At 60.4% G+C, this 18801-nt stretch carries 13 protein-coding genes and 1 riboswitch; of the genes, 6 read left to right on the top strand and 7 right to left on the bottom strand.

What is annotated here, in order from left to right:
- Position 1: 1 nt before the first annotated feature.
- From ACYVJT_RS10620 to ACYVJT_RS10600, 5 genes are all read left to right on the top strand, one after another.
- Positions 2-1468, top strand: coding sequence for an MFS transporter (locus ACYVJT_RS10620; RefSeq protein WP_343959946.1), 1467 nt, complete (start codon positions 2-4; stop codon positions 1466-1468).
- 51 nt (positions 1469-1519) lie between these two features.
- Positions 1520-1625: riboswitch (TPP riboswitch) on the top strand.
- A gap of 33 nt (positions 1626-1658) precedes the next feature.
- Positions 1659-2687 (top strand): thiamine ABC transporter substrate-binding protein, encoded by a 1029-nt coding sequence (locus ACYVJT_RS10615; RefSeq protein WP_343959943.1) that lies wholly within the window; start codon positions 1659-1661, stop codon positions 2685-2687.
- The gene (locus tag ACYVJT_RS10610) at positions 2657-4333 is read left to right on the top strand and encodes an ABC transporter permease (RefSeq protein ID WP_343959941.1); all 1677 of its coding nucleotides are present in this window, start codon (positions 2657-2659) and stop codon (positions 4331-4333) included. The genes ACYVJT_RS10615 and ACYVJT_RS10610 overlap by 31 nt, the downstream gene beginning before the upstream one ends.
- The gene (locus tag ACYVJT_RS10605) at positions 4330-5190 is read left to right on the top strand and encodes an ABC transporter ATP-binding protein (RefSeq protein ID WP_343959938.1); all 861 of its coding nucleotides are present in this window, start codon (positions 4330-4332) and stop codon (positions 5188-5190) included. The genes ACYVJT_RS10610 and ACYVJT_RS10605 overlap by 4 nt, the downstream gene beginning before the upstream one ends.
- Positions 5191-5547: 357 nt before the next feature.
- Positions 5548-7836: an HNH endonuclease signature motif containing protein gene (locus ACYVJT_RS10600; protein ID WP_343959936.1), complete on the top strand. Its 2289-nt coding sequence runs from the start codon at positions 5548-5550 to the stop codon at positions 7834-7836.
- A gap of 155 nt (positions 7837-7991) precedes the next feature.
- On the opposite strand, the gene ACYVJT_RS10595 is transcribed toward ACYVJT_RS10600, so the two are convergent.
- The 7 genes from ACYVJT_RS10595 to mvk are packed head-to-tail and all read right to left on the bottom strand — an operon-like array spanning position 7992 to position 18024.
- The gene (locus ACYVJT_RS10595) at positions 7992-11435 is read right to left on the bottom strand and encodes a DEAD/DEAH box helicase (RefSeq protein WP_343959934.1); all 3444 of its coding nucleotides are present in this window, start codon (positions 11433-11435) and stop codon (positions 7992-7994) included.
- Complete coding sequence (locus ACYVJT_RS10590) at positions 11432-12580, bottom strand: hydroxymethylglutaryl-CoA synthase (RefSeq protein ID WP_343959932.1); 1149 nt, start codon at positions 12578-12580, stop codon at positions 11432-11434. The genes ACYVJT_RS10595 and ACYVJT_RS10590 overlap by 4 nt, the downstream gene beginning before the upstream one ends.
- A gap of 24 nt (positions 12581-12604) precedes the next feature.
- Complete coding sequence (locus ACYVJT_RS10585) at positions 12605-13690, bottom strand: hydroxymethylglutaryl-coenzyme A reductase family protein (protein WP_343959929.1); 1086 nt, start codon at positions 13688-13690, stop codon at positions 12605-12607.
- A gap of 53 nt (positions 13691-13743) precedes the next feature.
- Entirely contained in the window at positions 13744-14847 is a 1104-nt protein-coding gene (gene fni / locus ACYVJT_RS10580; protein WP_343959927.1) for a type 2 isopentenyl-diphosphate Delta-isomerase, read from the bottom strand.
- 2 nt (positions 14848-14849) lie between these two features.
- Positions 14850-15935: a phosphomevalonate kinase gene (locus ACYVJT_RS10575; protein WP_343959925.1), complete on the bottom strand. Its 1086-nt coding sequence runs from the start codon at positions 15933-15935 to the stop codon at positions 14850-14852.
- Complete coding sequence (mvaD, locus tag ACYVJT_RS10570; protein ID WP_343959923.1) at positions 15932-16903, bottom strand: diphosphomevalonate decarboxylase; 972 nt, start codon at positions 16901-16903, stop codon at positions 15932-15934. The genes ACYVJT_RS10575 and mvaD overlap by 4 nt, the downstream gene beginning before the upstream one ends.
- Positions 16903-18024 (bottom strand): mevalonate kinase, encoded by a 1122-nt coding sequence (gene mvk / locus ACYVJT_RS10565; RefSeq protein ID WP_343959921.1) that lies wholly within the window; start codon positions 18022-18024, stop codon positions 16903-16905. Before mvk ends, mvaD begins: the two co-directional genes overlap by 1 nt.
- 162 nt (positions 18025-18186) lie before the next feature.
- On the opposite strand from mvk, the gene ACYVJT_RS10560 reads away from it, so the two are divergent.
- Complete coding sequence (locus ACYVJT_RS10560; RefSeq protein ID WP_343959919.1) at positions 18187-18801, top strand: GerMN domain-containing protein; 615 nt, start codon at positions 18187-18189, stop codon at positions 18799-18801.

Here is an 18801-nt window from a genome sequence, read left to right as displayed (position 1 = left end):
CTTGACCACAGAAAAAATGACCGGTATCCAACGAGCCATCTTGGTGGTGGTGCTGGTACCCGTGTTCATGTCCCTGTTGTCGATCTCCTCGATCAACGTGGTACTGCCCTCCGTCCAAGCCTCACTCGACGCGCCCACCAGCCAAATTCAGTGGGTGCTCTCGGGCTATACGCTCGCCTTCGGCGTGCTGCTGGTCGCCGGTGGTCGCGCCGGCGACACCCTTGGCCGAGGCAAACTCTTTGTCGCCGGACTCGGGCTGTTCGGGCTCGGATCACTGATCGCCGGACTCGCACTCAACGGCCCCATGCTGATCGTCGCACGCTTCATCACCGGCTTCGGCTCCGGGCTGCTGAACCCACAAACCGTGGGCTTCATCCAACAGTTCTTTGACGGGCCCCGCCGTGCACGGGCCTTCGCCTCATTCGGGTCCGTTGTCGGCGTTTCGGTAGCCATCGGTCCCGTCCTGGGCGGTGGACTCATCGCACTACTGGGCCCCGATTGGGGTTGGCGTTGGACGTTCTTGGTCAACGTACCCATCGCGGTGGCCGCCATCTACTTCGCCTATCGCAACTTTCCGACCTCGGCGTGGCAGCGCTACGTCCCCGAAGGCGTGACCGACGAGGCACGCACCAAACCCGATCTGGACCCTATCGGCACCATCACCTTTACCCTCGGTGCACTATTGGTCATGTGGACCTTCTTAGAACTCGATAAAGGCGGCATCTACTTCGCAATGCTGCCCGTGGGCCTGCTGATTTTGACCTGGTGGGTGTGGTGGGAACGCCGGTATAAACGACGCGGCGGGTCGCCCATGGTCGACATGAACCTGTTCACAAACCGGGCCTACCGCAACGGCACCCTACTCATTGGACTCTTCTTCACCGGTTCCACCTCCGTCTGGGTCACCGTGGCAATCTTTTTACAAACAGGCCACGGCATTTCGGCACTCGTCGCAGCACTCGTGGGCCTACCCTCGGCATTTGCCACCTCGATAACCTCCCAAATCGCCGGACGCTACGTACTGAAAACCGGTCGCGCAATGGTCGCCTGGGGCATGAGCGTGACCCTGACCGCTTTGGGATCATCCATCCTCGTCGTCATCGGGGTCCAACTCTGGGACTGGCCCATCTGGTGGCTCATCCTCACGCTGTCACTGATGGGTGCCGCACAGGGCTTCATTATCTCGCCCAACCAAACACTGTCGCTGATCGAAGTGCCCGCACACGTCTCCGGGGTGGCCGGAGGCGTCATGCAAACCGGCCAACGAGTCGGCACCTCCATCGGCACCGCGCTCATCACCTCGATGCTATTCGGGCTGGCCGCCGCCTACTCCTGGAACTGGGCATTCGTCGGCGCCTTCGGCCTCATCATGCTCATGGTCGCCCTGGCCATGGTCGTCGCCATCGTCGATATTGTCGGCACCCGACGCGCCCAAGCCGCCGTCCCACAGGGCCACGAAGCAAAATAACGTCACACTGTGGGCCAACAATGCGCAGGGTATGGCAATGCGGTAGGTTGGAGACATCGACAGGGGAGCAGTCCAACGAAGCTGCTGAGAGTGCTCGCGCAGACCCTCGAACCTGATTCCAGTTCATACTGGCGGAGGAAGTCGTAACTCTCCACGCATAGCGTGCCCTCCTACACGACAGGAGGACCTCATGAAAAAATTCGTCCCGGCGCTCGCCGCCACCACGCTGATACTGACCGGTTGCTCGGTGACCGACCAAGCGCCCGATGCCACCGACGACGCATCCCAAACCGTCACGGTCATGACCCACGACTCGTTCAATGTGCCCGAAGAACTCGTGACGGCATTCGAAGAAGACACCGGCTACACCATCACCACCACGTCGCCAGGCGATGCCGGAGCCGTGTTGAATCAGCTGATCTTGCAGCAGGACAATCCCACCGTCGACGCGGTCTATGGCATCGACAACTACTCGGCACCCACACTGCTCGAAGAAAACATGCTCACCACCCACGACGTCGAACTGGGCGGCGCTGCAGACTACACGGTCGGAACTGATACAGACGGCCACCTAGCGCCGATCGACCGCGGTCAAGTGTGCGTCAACATGGACAATGCGTGGTTCGAAGACGCCGACCTCGCGCCCCCAGAAACGCTGGCTGACCTCACCGATCCCGCATATGAGGGGCTCTTCGTCACCACCGACCCAACCGTGTCGTCACCCGGGCTCGCCTTCTTGGTGGCCACGGCGACCGCCCAAGATGACTGGCAAGGCTACTGGCAAGACCTCCTGGACAACGGCGCCAAGGTTGCCTCCAGTTGGTCCGACGCCTACTACAGTGACTTCACCTCCACCAGTGACGGTGAGTATCCGCTGGTACTGTCCTACTCGTCGTCACCGTCAGCCGAAGAAGGTCGCACCTCGACCATCACCGCCACGTGCACCGATCAGGTCGAATACGCCGGGGTATTGGAGGAAGCCGCCAACCCTGAAGGCGCCAAAGCGTTCATCGAATTCCTACTGAGCACCGAATTCCAAGCATCGCTGCCCGAGGAAATGTTCATGTACCCGGTCGATGACGACGTCGAACTGCCCGGCGAATGGGAACAGTATGCGCAGCTGGCCGATGACCCCATCAGCGCTGACCTGACCGTGGTCTCCGAGAACCGGGATGCCTGGCTGAACGAGTGGACCGAGCTCTACGAGAACGCCAACTAAACGTGCTCACCCGGTTCGGGTGGGGCGCCGCGCTCGCGGTCGTCCTCACCTTCCTCACCATCTTCTTCGCCTGGCCCGTCGGCGCGATGCTGGTACGCGGCATCACCGACGACGCCGGCAACCTGAACCTCAACACATTTGGCGACGTATTGACCACCGGTCGCACCTGGGCCATCGTCGGCCACACCCTGACGATGGCTTCGCTGGGCACCTTAGGCTCGGTCCTGTTCGGTATCCCCGCCGCCTATATTTTGTACCGCACCGATTTCGTCGGCCGCAACGTGCTGCGTTCCGTCACACTCATCCCATTCGTGCTGCCCACCGTCGTCGTCGGAGTGGCCTTCCGTGCGCTGTTGGGCACCAACGGACCGCTCGGGTTCCTCGGACTCGACCAAACCACCTGGGCCGTGGTCGCGGCCATGGTGTTCTTCAACATCAGCCTCATCGCCCGGCAAGTGGGTGGCCTGTGGCAGATGCTGGATCCGCGCACCGTCGAAGCCGCCCGCAGTCTCGGTGCGTCACGGGCACGGGCGTTTTGTACCATTACCCTGCCTGCACTCACACCCGCCATTGGGGCCTCCGCCGGGCTTGTGTTCCTGTACTGTTCGACTGCGTACTCGCTCGTGCGAACACTGGGCTCCCCCGGCGTGGGCACGTTGGAAACCGAAGTATTCCGGCAAACCCAAGCGTTCCTCGATCTGCGCACCGCCGCCGTGTTTTCGGCGCTGCAGGTGGTGTTTGTGCTCGCGTCGGTTTGGCTGACTCAACGACTGTCCCATCGCACTACGACCGCGCTGCGCCTGCAGCAACCACGTCGACAAAAGCTTTCCCGTGCCGACTGGCTGCCGTTGACCATCACCCTATTCGCCGTGATCGTCATCATCCTGTGGCCCATGGTCACACTGCTCGAACGGTCACTGGCCACCGATGACGGCTATGGGCTAGACAACTACCGCTTGCTGCTCACCTCGCCCGGCACGGGATTCGCCGGCGGCACCACCGCAGCCCAAGCGCTCGAGCACTCGGTCAAAATCGCGCTCGATGCCACCGTCATCACCCTGGTCGCGGCCATCCTCCTCTCACTGGTCATCACACGCCAGGTCAAACACCCGGGACTGGCTCGCGGGCAGCGGCTGCTAGACACCTTCATCATGCTGCCTATGGGTGTCTCATCAGTGACCATCGGTTTCGGATTCCTCGTCTCACTGCACGCGTGGAACCCGAGCCTGAGCCAATCCGGCATGCTCGTCCCACTGGCCCAAGCCGTCGTCGCGCTGCCGTTAGTCGTGCGCAGCCTGATCCCCGTGCTAGCCGCCGTCGACCCCAAACAACGCCAGGCGGCCGCCGTGTTGGGCGCCTCGCCGGCGCGCGTGTTGGCCACCATCGACGGGCCATACATACTCCGCGCGGTCGGACTCGCCGCGGGCCTGAGCTTCTCCGTAAGCCTCGGCGAATTCGGAGCCACCAGCTTCCTCGCGTCCCCCGAATATCAAACCCTGCCCATCTACATCGTGCGACTCCTCGGCCGACCCGGCGCCGACAACTTCGGCATGGCATTGGCCGCCGCCGTCGTGCTGGGTATTGTCGCATCCATCGCACTACTACTCGGCGAACGCATCCGTCCACGCCTCAGGAGATTCACATGAACGCCATCGAAGTCACCAATGTGCACCTGACCTATCCCAACGGCAACCGGGTGCTCACCGGCGTCGATCTCGAACTGGCCGACGGGGAGATTCTCGGCGTACTGGGCGCTTCTGGCTCCGGAAAATCCACGCTGCTGCGTGTCATCGCAGGGCTACAACACCCACAACGTGGCACCGTCACCATTGCTGGGAAGACCACCGATGACGACGACCGTCGACCCACTCCCCCGCACCTGCGCGACTGCACCATGGTGTTTCAGGATGCCCAACTCTTCCCGCACCGCACCGTCGCCGACAACGTGGCTTATGGCCTCGAAGCTGCAAAAGTGCCCGCGGTGGAGCGTCGACGTCGTGTTGCCGACGCACTAGACATGGTGCAGATATCTGAACTCGCCGACCGTGCCGTCACCGAGCTCTCTGGCGGCCAGGCGCAACGGGTGGCCCTGGCACGGTGTCTGGTGATCAACCCGTCCGTCATTTTGTTCGATGAACCACTCTCTGCACTCGACCGTGGGCTGCGCCAACGCCTGGCAGTCGATATTCGACGAGTGGTCAAGGAGACCGGCACCTCGGCAATATACGTCACGCATGATCCCAGTGAGGCATCGACGCTCGCCGACCGCATAGCCGTGGTCGAAAACGGCACAGTACTGGACCTCGGCCCATCCAATCAGTTGGATCCGTCCCAGCTATCCGACTCAGTGGCCAGTTTATTGGGTGATGTCGGAGAAGTGTCCGGTGTTGTCACCGCTGTGACCGAAGATTCCACGACCGTTGAAGTGGTGGATAGATATATCGTGCTCGCCGGACGACAAGGCTCGGTTGGCGACACCGTGACCGTGAAACTAACTCGGTAACACCCCAGACGCATCATTCCTCCCCTCAGATAAGGGCTGAATTCAGCATGCCCAAATTTGGCATGTCTAGAAACGCTTGCAACTGCCGTCGGTCGGGCAATTATCGGGTTTTTCGGGTGTTCTGCAACCGTGTCGTGTGCAGTGTGGAAAAGTCTGAACACGCTCGCAGGTTATCCACAAAACACACGACACACCAAGCACCAACAATCAACACATGATATACAACATTCAAATCTCTTAAATCGTACAACAAAATACACCAAAACCTTGCCCAACAATACGGGCGGCAGGTAGAATAGAAGCCAACATCATCGACTATTGAACACCCATCGTTTGCTCGGTTGAGAGGAGTTTGTTGTGGACTACACCCCGATTTTGCCCAACATCGGTACCCCGTGTCCCACCGATCTCCTCAACCCCGAGAAACTCGATGGTGCTTCCCTGGGTGAAGCCCTGCACGCAGCAGCGTTCATTCTGCAATACGCTGGCAAGAAAATGGCCAACCCCAACACCTTCACCAAGGTCACGACCTTCTCCCAGGGCCCTGGCTCTGACTGGTCCGGCTACCAGCCCCAAACCGGCGATGAAACCAGCCACGACGATGAAGACAGTGCTGGGTCTTCGAAGACACCAGCAGAGGTCGTCCCGCCAGAGCGGTATTACGACTCGCTACCCGCGATTGGGGACATGCTGTCACAAGTCACGCAGTCTACGGATGTGATGATGGCCAACTACACCCGCTACTTCCAAGCCGTCGAACACGACCAAGTCACCTACTTCGGTGCACCCTTTGCCACCAGCGGCTTCACTGACGCCAAACAGTACCTGCGTGACACGATGAAACTCTCCGCCGCCACCGCAGCCAAACACCTCGACCGGGCCGCTTATGTGACCCTGGCCCCAGGCAAAAACCCGGAAGAAGCCGCCAACCTGCCCGTCTTCGCGCGCATGGCCGCCGCATTCATCAACGGACGAATCCCAGCAGAAAATATCGACCGATTCATCAACCTAGATCAGGACCTCACCGACTACGCCGCCAAAACCAGCCAAACCACCGACTACAAAAACGCCGTGTTACAAGCCTTCGAACCCACCCTGGCCGAAACCGCTGAAACCTCCACCCCCGATGAAGTCTCCAGAGTGAAAAAACGGTGGGTGGATCGTATTGCACACGCCATGAACGCCGATGGGCCCTCACCCTCCCAAACCCTGCGCAAGCAACCCGATAATGCGATCAACACCCGCGACAACCCCGATGGCAGCGGCCACATCAGCATGCACGCCACCCCAGACCTGTATGCGCAATTCAAAAACTTCAAACTCCACATGCTCAACCACCACGGCACCACACCAGACATCCCCGACGAAATCGCCGCACTGTTCCCCACCCAAGACACAAGCGATACTGCCGGACACGACGCAGCAGATAACCCTGCAGATCCCAGCACATCGAAAGTCGCCGCAGTCGATCACGATGAAGACGCCGACAACGCACAGAAAGCAAACTCAGCAGCAGATGCCAGCGCATCAGAAGATACGCTACTCGATCACTGCAGCACGCATGAGGGCTCCACCCTGAACGGGACACCATCCACTGTCAATGATCAGCAGACCACACTCGCTGGCAACGATATCTCGACCTTTGAGACCACCAATGTCAGTGATACTGCAGGCGTACAAACTGATCCTGAGTCATTCGGAAAGACTGGCACCGATTCGCGTGAATCGCTTCCAACACATCAACAGGATATGGCTCCGTTGCGTTTCTCTTCTCACAATGAGCCCCCGTTACCCGACCCTGATGCTATCGTGGCCGAAGACGAGCACGGTAACCCGATCACCGCCCAGCGGGTCAATGCCATTGATCAGATGAGCAACGGTCAGAAACTCGGGGCCATGCTCATCGGCATGTTCAACACCCTACTGACCATGGACCCCACAGAAGCGGGCATCAAAAAATCCCACGGCTCCAGCGCACAACTAGTCTTGGTCCAAGATATCCAGACAGCTCACCACACCCTGGGCCTACCAGAATTACCGGCAGCAGCACAGAGACCGCCCGGAGTCGACGGCATCCTGCCACCAGTGATCACCGCACCCAACCCCAACAAGTCGAAGGCACCAGACTGCCACAAATCCTCAGCCGATCATGATGATTTCGAACCACCACCCGACGACCCGGGCACTGATGCGGATGGGTATGTGCATCCCGTCCCATGGACGCCGTATCAGTCAGAGGTCATCAACCACGGGCCAATGCACCCCAAAGATGCTGAAATCCTGGCCTGCAACGCCGAGCTCGTAGGCCAAATCTGGGACGGACCAGATACCGTGCTGCACCAGAAGCGCACCCAGCGGCTCTTCACCCCAGCACAACGCCGCGCCATTTTAGCCCGAGATCGAGGATGCCAGGCGCCTGGGTGTACTGTGCCCGGCATCTATTCCGAGATTCACCACATCAAGGAATGGGAACACGGCGGCACCACCGACGAACCCAACGCGACGACCTTGTGCGCGCACCACCACGGGGCCATCCACATTGGTAAATGGCGCATCGTCAAACACCACGGCATGACATTCTTCCAACCCGCACCATGGCTCGACCCCTACCAACCCCTACTGCGCAACGTCTACTGGAACACCTAGAAAGCGACGCCGAAGTGAGCCCAGGCTGACTTGCACAAGTACCGACGAATCCTTCAACGTCTTCGGCCATACCTCCCAGTCAGACGACGCCCAAGGATGAAACCGGGGCACTAATCTGGGGCACTAAGGTGTGGTCCCGACCCAACTGGACAGCATTACTTGGCTGAGTCTTCAATCTCATCGTCGGTCATCTCCGTGAGATCTACCGGACTGTCATCAAATAGGGCACGAATATCCTCCGCCGTGACATTGGAAGCAAAGGCAGTATCGTCCTCCGTCAATGCAGCGAACATCTCAACCTTCTGCTGCTGTAGGGCCAAGACCTTCTCTTCGATCGAGCCTTTCGAAACCATCCGATAGACCATCACGTTCTTGTCTTGACCAATACGGTGAGCACGGTCAACAGCCTGAGCCTCAACAGCGGGGTTCCACCACGGATCCAGCAGGAACACATAGTCGGCTTCGGTCAAGGTCAAACCAAAACCACCAGCTCGCAACGAAATCAGGAAGACCGGAGCATCGCCAGAACGGAACTGATCAACAGCGTCTCCGCGATTGCGCGTCGACCCATCCAAGTACGCATAGTCAATATCCCGCTGATCAAGCTGCTGCCCCAATCGCGCAAGGAACGACGTGAACTGCGAGAAGATCAACACGCGGTGGCCCTCAGGCAGAATCTCAGTCAACCGTGCCATCAAGTCGTTAAGCTTCGATGACGGAACATGTGCATACTGGTCATCAACAATCGATGGATCCAGCGCCAACATGCGCAACAACGTCAGCGAACGGAAAATCGAAATCCGGTTCGAATCCATATCCGACACCAAGTTCAACACGTTCTTCCGCTCACGCTGCAAAATCTGCTGATACAGCTGCTCGTGTTCCTGCTCCATCTGAACCTGCAGCACCATTTCCTGTTTATCAGGCAACTCGGCAGCGACAGATTCCTTGGTACGACGCAGCATGAACGGCCGAATCTTCGTCCGCAACTTCGTCATGGCCTCCCGAGACCGGGTCTGCTGCTGCACCTGCTGCTCGACATCATCATTGGTACCCGGCTCGGTGCGAGCAACCCGCTGCCCAGCCTCGATCGGACGCAAATAATCGTCGCGGAACTTCGCAAACCGTGGCAACATACCAGGCACCACGAGCCGGAAGATCGACCACAAATCAGACAGTGTATTCTCCATCGGAGTACCCGTAATCGCCAGTTTGAACCCGGCACGGAAACTTCGGATCGCCCGGTGCGCCTTCGTCTGATGGTTTTTGACGAACTGTGCCTCGTCCAAGATCAGACCAGCCCACGGTTCTTCGGCCAGGTAGTCCTCATCCAAGCGAGCAATCGCGTACGACGTCACCACAATGTCCGCACGCTCACGAATCGACGCCAGCGTTTCGGCACGGCGCAAATTCGACACATCGACGGCGACCACGCGCAGATCAGGAGCAAACCGTTCAACCTCATCTCGCCACACCGGCAGCACCGACGATGGAGCAATGACCAAAAACGGTTTGTCCTCACCCTTCGACTTAGCACGGGCAATCATCGCCAAGGATTGCAACGTTTTCCCCAAGCCCATGTCGTCGGCCAGAATACCGCCCAAGCCAAGATCATAGAGGTACGAGAGCCATTCGAAGCCCTCCTGCTGATAGTCGCGCAACTCGGCCTGTAATTTTTCCGGTACCTGAAGTTTCGGAATATCGGTGGCATCCCGCAACACGGCCAAAGCCTGCTGCCACTCAATAATGGCAGGATCAGCATGGAACGCGTCGGCGGCATCTTCCGCGTCGTCGAGTAACGTCGAGTTGAACCGCGAAATCGAGGTGTTTTCGGCGCCGAAGTCGTCCATGCTCGAGGCTTCTTCGAGGAGTTTCCGCAATGGGTCAAACGCCTCGTTCTTGAGCGAGAAATAGGTGCCATCGGTCAACAACAAACTGTCCTGGTTGCGCACCAGCGCGATGAACAGCTGGCGGAACGGAATGGTGCGGTCTTCAATCGTGACTTGGAAACCCAGATCAAACCAGTCGTTCTTCTCCGACTGGGTCGCATTAATGACGATGTGGGGTTCACCGGTCAGACGCGTGTAGGCCGGACGGGTTTCGTTTTCGACGATGCGTAGGTGTTCGTGCTGCTGCAGTTTCGGGAGGGCTTCATCCACAAAACGCGCGGCATCAGCACCAACCAGGGTCGTCTTGCCGGGAATCGCAGCGAGTTCGAGGTCATCCGAGATATCAGCGAGCACCTGGTGCTGATGTTCGGACTGATCTTCGGTGCCCAAATAGTCCCAGCGCGAGGAAATACGCACGTGATCCTGGCGTTCGCCCTGATGGGTGGCCTGGTAATACTCCAACGTCAGTTCCAGGGTCGACGGCGGAATATCGGGGAGCTCGACGGACTGGTCGTGGCTTGCCAACGGAATGACGCCGGCCAACAGCGGATAGATGGTGTCAAAGAATTCTTGGGTGTCATCGGCGGGGATGAGCATCGGCTCGGGTGAATCAATCAGATCCATCACGGTACGAGTCAGCGGTTGCGCCACCGGGATGACGTTGATGTCCGCGGTCGCTGAATCCGCGTAAAAGTCGATCGTATAGAGCCCGATGGAGCCCAGCGTGCCCGACGGGGTGAGCGTCTCAGATGGCAGCTGCGCCTGAATGGACAGGGCAACGTCATCATGATCAGTCTCGGTGGCATCGAAAATAATGCGTGCCGGTTCGGTGATGGACACGCGGTTGATGATCTTTTGCAACGGCACCAGCGGAACACCGGCATTATCGATTTTGGCCAGCACATCCCACATCTGGGGCATGTTGATGGTGGCCAGGGTGATGACGTCGTTGGAACCCAGCGAGGAGACCGATGAGGTATAGAGCTGATTGAGCTCATGGAGGGCATCGTGCTGTTCCGGCAGAAACTGGTATTCACCGTGAGCCGACTGGTGAAACGGTAGGTCGAACATCGTCCAGTTCATGTTGCCTTTGATCCAGCCGCCACGCGCGCCGACGCGTAAGGGGCGCAAGCGTACCGTGAGATCATTCTGATGTTCCAAATCGGCGCCGCTGGCCTCGCGCCAAATAAAACGGGTGCGGTACCCAGACGGCTCGGTGTGGAGGGCATCGATTTCGACACCGAGGGCGACGTCGGTGAATTCCTGATCTGAATCGATCGTCGGCAGCAGTTCGGTGACGACTTGGCGCCACGGCAGCCCTGGAATACCGTTACCGGACTCTTCGGGTTGTGGGCTCGTTTCCAGATCAGCGGCCGTCAGCACATCGGAGGATGCCACAGCACGTTCGTTCGAATCAAAGATGAGCGCAGCTCCGTGTTTACAATCGACGCCGACGGGACAACTACAACTGGCCCCGTCAACGTCCCAGACCGCAATGCCGCCCAGTGTGGCGTCGGTTTTGCGCAGGGTCACAGAAGCCCGCCAGATTTTGTCTTCGGAGCCTCGAACACGGCCCACTAGACGGCCGGTTTCTTCGTTGAATTTCAGCGTGAGTACCCGGTCGTCCGCGGCGTAGTCGCGGCCGCGTTCGGTCATGGTATCGCCGAAGGTGGCGACGAGTGCTTGGATGTCAACGAATGGAGAGTTCACTGTGCCTCGTAGCGGCGTTGATGTTCGGTGACGCCGCTCAACCGAAAGGGTGCATTGGTGGTGGGTTGTGTGCTGAAGGTCTGGGAAGTAGCCGCGTAGGCCTGGTGCAGCCCGCGGTACTCGTCGTAGCTCAGTGCCACGCGATCCTGAAGCTGTTGCGCCACGTGGTCCGGGTAGATGTGGTCGCGGTAGTGTTCTTGGACGACGCCGGTAAAGAATTCGGCCACCGCGCCGGAACCATAGGAAAAGAAGCCCAGACGCTTGCCGGCCAGCTGATCGTTGCTGTGCAGTTGGGCAGTCAGGGCAAAGTACAACGACGCCGTGTAGGTATTGCCCAGTGCGCGGTTATACGACATCGACTCTTCGATGAGGTCCTCGGAGAGCTGAGTCCCAGTGTGCTCACCAAGCGCTACGAGCTGTTTGCGCGCCATCTTGGTAAACGGTTGATGGTGCAGGAACTTGTCGATGTCCTCGAGGTGTAATGCACGACGTGCTGCGAGATCATCCCAGGCCGATGTGGTGGCGTTGAGGTAGGCGTCAAGTGAGAGCTGCCCGTCGACGAACGGGGTGGTCGAGTCGTTTGGCCGCCAGAAATCATTGACGTCAGAGGTATGGAAGCCCGAGCCGGGTTCGATTTCGACCAGGTGCGGGTCAGCGCTGATCAACATCGCGACGGCGCCGGCGCCCTGGGTTGGCTCACCCCCGGTGTCCAGCGCGTAGCGCGCGACGTCGGAGGTGATGACCAAAATCTGTTCTTCGGGGTTCCGGGCGACGGCGTTGACGGCCATCTGCAGCGCGGCGGTCCCTGAATAGCAGGCTTGTTTCAGTTCGATGGATCGCACGTTGGCGGGTAGGCCCAACAGTTCGTGCAGGTAGACCCCGGCGGCTTTGGACTGATCCACGGAGGATTCGGTGGCAAACAACACCTGGCGAACCTGGCCGACGTCATGACGCGCCAACAGCTTCTGGGCTGCTTCGGCGGCCATGGTGACGATGTCTTCATCCGGGGCAGGCATGGAGAAGGCGTCCTGGCCCAGTCCGAGACGATACTTGTTGGGGTCGATACCTTGGTGTTCGGCCAGGGTATCGAGGTCCAGCACGTAGTGGGAGGTGGCGACTTCCAAATCGTGGATGCCTATTTTCACGCGTGTCTCCTTGTTGCTCGGGCCTTACGATTCGGATCGTTCGTAGGCAACGTGTGCTTGCATCAGTTCACCCGGATTGGTCTGGGCTGCCAGCAGCGACAGTTCGCCAGCCAGCACACTCGCTGCAATCAAGCTAGCTAGTCTACGCGAATCTTGGCCGGGTTGGGTAGTGGCACCGATCCCCATCCGCGCCATGGCTTCTTCGATATAGGGCAGGTGTTTGCCGTTGCCGACGGTGCCGACGATCAGGTGCGGTAGGGTGACGGCGAAGTACAAGCCGTCTTCGCGGTCCTCGGCCCACACGAATCCTTGGGAGCCCTCGACAATATTTGCCGCATCCTGTCCGGTGGCTAAGTAGAACGCTAAGAGCATATTGGCAAAGTGGGCGTTCGCTGAGCGGATGGCACCGGCCACATTGGAGCCGACATAGTTTTTGGTGACGACCAGTTCGACGACTTTTGCCGCTGTCGTGTGCAGGTTCTGCTCGACGATGCTGTGCGGGATGATCAGCTCGGCGGTGACCTTTTTACCGCGCCCGAGGATGCCGTTGACGGCGGTGGCCTTTTTGTCCGTGCAAAAGTTTCCGGAAATCGAGCCGTAGGACAGTCCGATGTTCCACGACAAGATGGTGGACATGAGCGTATCCGATGCTGCGGTGGCCATATTGTGGCCCGATGCGTCGCCGGTGAGGAATGCGAACCGCACGAACAACAGGTTGCCGACTATTTCGGGATGAATCTCCAGCAGTTGCGCGAACCGTGATCCCGCGGTGACAACCTCGGCGAGCTCATTGAAGCGTGCCTGGATGGTCTCGGCGGCGGCCTGGGCTGCCCCGGCATCGGTGGCGGTAAACAGCACCGAGCGCGTCATGCGTTCGTCGTGGACGGTGGCGGTGATGCCCGAGGTCAGCATGCGCGAGATTTTGGCGCCACGTCCTACAGATGGCCACAGCGGGGTTTCGTAGGTCGCCAGCGGCACATCGATTTCTTCGACCCCGTCGAATGCGGCACCGCTCATCCGCAGCGGTCCGACCCAGCGGGTTGGTACGGCGGTGGTGAAGGTGTCGTTATACGTTGATTTCGAAGGTTCAATCGGTGTTGGATCGATCACGGCATTCCTTTGTACGAGCTGTACTTTACTGTGGACGGGTTGGTCTACCTTGGTCAAATTCTGACACGATCAGCGAACCGTGTGACGTCGATATTTCGCCCGCGGGCCTTTTCGGCGCTAGGACCGGTAATCACCACGTCGGTTGAACCCAGGGCGTGGGCATCGGCTGCTCCCAGGAGCGCGTAGAGCTGGCGGATGCGGGTGGTGAACAGGTTGATGACCTCGGTGACACCTGCGGCCCCATCGGCCATGGCCACTCGCAACATGACCCCGGCAAGTCCGACGGCACTGGCGCCGAGTGCTTGGGCGCGGACCACGTCGAGCGGATTGCGCACACCGCCCGAGGCGACCACGGTGAGATCGGGTTGGGTTGCCAGTTCGCGCACGCCGGCGATGTCGAGCAGACAGTCGATCGCGGTGAGCCCCATGGGTTCCAGCCAGTCGAATCTCGCGTGGGCATCGATGACCGATGACGGGTGGGCGGTGCGATCGTTTTCGATGCGGGCAAAGTTTGTGCCACCGCTGCCGGCGACATCCACGATGCGCACGCCGATGTCATAGAGCTGCTGGACGGTTTTGGCGCTGAGCCCGAAGCCAACCTCTTTGACGATGACCGGTACGTCCAGCCCGGACACGATGTCTTCGATCAGCTCCAGCCAGGCCGAAAAATTCCGAGAGCCCTCGGGCATGACGGTTTCTTGGATGGGGTTCACATGAATTTGTAGGCCATCGGCGTCCAGCAGCTCGACGGCTGCCTTGGCATGGTCCAGGGTGCGTCCGGCGCCCAAATTGGCCCAGACGATGCCATCGGGGTTGTGTTCCCGGATGACGGTGAACGACTCTGCGGTGGCCGGGTCGTCGAGGGCTAGGCCCACGGAGCCCGAGGCCATGGGCACTCCGGTCGCCGCGGCGGCTTTGGCCAGGGCGGTGTTGATGGGTAGTGCGGTGTCGGTGCCACCGGTCATCCCGTTAATGTAGATCGGCGAGGGCATCGTCCAGGGGCCGATCCTCGCGGAGATATCGACGTCGTTGGCGTTCATACCGGCTAGTGCGTGGTGGATGAAGTCGACGTCGTCGAAGGCGTTGGGCGCACCGGTGAGCTGTGCTTGTTGGGCGGCGGCCAACCGGATGTGATCGTCTTTGCGGGATTGTGCCATCGTTACTCCTTTACCCCGACGCCCAGTTGAGTCACGGACAGTGCGAGCGGTTCGATGCCGTGTTGACGCCACGTGGCGTGTATGGCTGCCGGGTCAACCCAGGGTTCGGCCAATACGATACCGCAATCGCCACCACCGGCCCCCGAGGTTTTCGCTGAGACACCGTCGAAGGCTTCGGCGGTTTCGATCAGGCTGGTCAGCGCCGGGGTTTCGACCAGCGTGCCGGTTCCGCGTGCCATGCGGGCCAGCAGGGTGCGTGCGGTACGGATGCCCGCGTGGATGGTCGGAAACTTTTCGTCGGCCAGTGCCTCGAGTAACGCGTTCACGTTCGCCGCGGATGGCCGCAGAAAGGCATCGCCCCAGTTCAGCCCGTCGCCGTTGTTGGTGGCTTGGGAGACCAGGTGATCCGTCGTGGCCGGGCTGCCGGTCCAACCGATGAGTACTTGGACGTCAGCAGGAGTGGGAATGCGACGGGCACGCATGGGAAGCCATGCCGGGCCGGTCAGCGCCTCGGTCACGCTGGCCCGATCGGTCAGGACACGAGCCAGGTTATCGCGGTCCGGGGATTGGTAGTACACCCAGCCACCGAGGGCACCGGCCGCGAGGTCGCCGCCCGAGGATTTCGGAGAAATCTCGATCGAGGCCAGCATGCCCAGTTGTATTTTTTCGATGACGGTCAGCCCGAGGTCATACAGCTCGTTGAAGGCACTGATCACGGCCATCGTGGCGGCTCCGGAAGAGCCCAGCCCATATTTTTCGCCGGTATCTGAGCGCAGCGTCGAACTGAAGTGCAGGTCGGCGGGGATGCGTTTGATGCCGCGTTCAGCGCGCAACGCGTCCATGACCAGCCATGCGGCCAGTGCGTAGTCGGCGCCACACGAGTTGTGTTCGGTTGCGGCCACACCGTGTTCGTGGGCCAGCAGTTCTGCGGTCGGTGGCCCGTCGACCGGTGCAGCCTCAGTGACTGTGACACTCACGTACCGGTCGACGGCGATGAGGATGGCCGGTTGTCCGGGCGTGACGACGGCATATTCTCCGGCCACATAGAGTTTTCCGGGGGCATCGACCCGAAACGGCAGTGGCCTCATGCGCTGTCCACCAGGTGGGCGCCGACTCCGGGGGCGAATGTTGTGATCTCGCCGAAGGGTGCAACCCGTGCGGCCACCGCGGCGGCGTCATCGGGTCGGCAGATGATCACCACGTTGGGTCCGGCGTCCGCGGTCGCATAGGCTTCGAGCCCGTCGTCGCGCATGGCTGCGACTTCGTCGAAAACTTGCCATGAGACCGGCGCCAAGTAGCGGATGGGCGGGTTGGTGGCATTGATGACGGCGTGCATGCGGTGGGCGTGGGTTTCGGTCAGCTCCCCGATGCGCGTGAAGTCTTCGGCAGCACAAGCGGCGATCATCTCGTCAAGTGTGGCCTCGGTGGTGTCAATCCAGGCCTGATAATACGGGCTGGTATCCCGAGTGGCGACCATGCCGTCGCGCGAGGAGACTTTTTTGGCCGTGGCGTTGACGGTCACCGACACCATCGCCATATCCGGGGCCGAGATGGTCTCGGCATAGCTGGTGGCGTCCGAGGTGCCCGCGTGCCACACGGCGAAACGGTCGATCAGCGAGCGCGAGGCCGACCCCGAACCGCGGCGTGCTAATCGGGAGAGATCTTTGGTGGAGAGTTCGAGCCCGTAGGCTGCGGCCGCAGCGGTGGCCAGGGCGGCGAAACCAGAAGCCGATGATGCCATACCGGCGGCCGTTGGGCCCTCATTGGTCGACACCACGTTGGCGTATGCGTCGGCGGTATCGAGTCCCGCCTCGGCGGCCAGACCGCGCACCAGATCCAGGAAGACGGTAGTACGCCCGGTGGCTTTGGCATCGGCGAGCGTGCCGTTGAGTTTAAAGGTATCGGCGTCGGTGGTCAGTGCGACGCTGGTGGTGGTCGCAAACTGATCCAGGGTCATCGACATCGAACCGGCCACCGGAATGATCAGTTCGTCATCGGCTTTGCCCCAGTACTTCACCAGGGCAATATTCGGGTGTGCCCGAGCAACAGCGGCCACTAGAACTCCCCCTTGGGCACCCGTGCGGTGGGGGCCGTCATGAGGTCAAAGTCGTTGGGCGTCAACGTGGTGGTCCAGGTACGGGTAGCGCCCACCGCGGTCATCGCGGCGGCAACATCACCGGCTTGTTCTTGGTCGGGTACGACGGCCAGCACGCAACCGCCGAGGCCGGAACCAGTGAGTTTGGCACCGTAGGCGCCCGCTTCTAGTGCGGCAGCAACCACGGCATCGAGCGCCGGCGATGACACCCCGAGATAGGCCAGCAGCGAGTGAGCCTCGTGCATGGACTGGCCAACGCGTAGTGGATCGCCCAGCCCCAGTGAATAGACGACATCGTCGGTGAGGTTCGCCAGATCTTCGACCACTCGATCCACGACACGAGATTGCACATCGCGCAGCATCGAGACACCATCGACGGCGGCCGCGGTCGAACCCGAGGTACCGGTGTCGGCGATGACGAACGTACACTTGTCGGCCACCTTGACCGTGGTGGGTTTGCCCTGTTGGAAGCGCAGCGGCGTCATCGATTGCACCGCGTGAGCATCCAGACCCGATGAGGTGCCATGGGCCACGTGTTCGGCCTCTTGCACCAAGTCGTGAGTCTGGGCCGCGCTTAACCGCTCCCCCGCTAAATTCGCGACCGCACGGACCACCGCGGCAGATGTGGCCGCAGACGACCCCAGACCGCGCTCAAAAGGGATCGTCGAACGCAAGATGAGCTCGACCCGATCCGCACGCACGTCCAACTGTTCGGCAGAGACTCGTAACGCGGTGAGCACCGGTCCCATGTGCCTCGGGGCCGATGCCAGCGGGCCCGTATAGAGGTCAGAGGTAATATAGCCACGCCGAGAGCGCCGAATCGAAGCGGTCGCCTGCAAATCCAGCAGCGGCAACACAATCGCCGGGGCGCCGTACACCACCGCGTGCTCGCCCAAAAGAATCGCCTTGCCGTGGGCCGAGCCCAAACCGGTTTCCACCGGGCTGCCCGCGACCTTGCCTACGCCGCCACCTACAAATGGGTCGCCCAACCGATCCCGCATCGGGCGCGGCTGGTCAAATCCGGTGTCGATGCGCTGGGACGACGGCCCGGACGCTTCCCCGTGTGGTGCACTGTGTCTCATCGGTATGCTGGAAACCTCAAAGTCAAAACAAATCTGAAGTTTTTATTCTATGCCACCCGAGCCTACGCGCAGAATGTTTAACTAGTTCAGCGAACAATACCGGCTAGAATCACACCACAACTGTTTGCCGTGCCGCGACCGCGGCCCGTAGGAGAACCAACTTTGAGAACGTTTCCCGCCCTCGCTGCCTGTGCCGCTTCAGCCCTGCTGCTGGCGGGATGTGGAACCTTTCAAGACAACACCGGCACCGACAACACCGACGGATCTTCGGGCCAACAAGCCCAGCCGACGGTTGACCCAGATGACGATTTCCAGCCGCTGGCTGTCAATATGGTCGCCCACTCCGGCACGCATTTTCCCAACGGCGTCGACGGGGCCATCTTCGGATGCTCCGATACGCTGGTCTCCGTTTCGACCGTGCCCATTGAGGCGGAAACTCCGGAAGAACACACCGCGGCCGCCATCGAATTTCTGCTGGATGACTCGCAGTACTATCACGGTGATCCAGCCGTCACGAACTCGCTGACCCTGTCCGAAACACTCGAACTCTCCAACATTGAAGTCGACGGCGACGAAGTCAACGTTGGGCTCACCGGCGACGTGGTGATCCGGGGTGAATGTGAGGCCTACCGCATTCAAGCCCAGCTCTACGGCACCGCCGCCTCCACCGCGGGCACTGAAAACGTGAACATCACCGTCAACGGTACCGAACTCGATGACGTGCTGGGCGTAGACCCATTTGATACGTCACAAGTGTTTGCCCGGGACGCCGAGTAA

The sequence above is a fragment of the Yaniella soli genome (genome assembly GCF_054782375.1).
The sequence above is the reverse complement of the archived record's forward strand: the minus strand, read 5'-3'. Positions and strand labels throughout refer to the sequence as shown.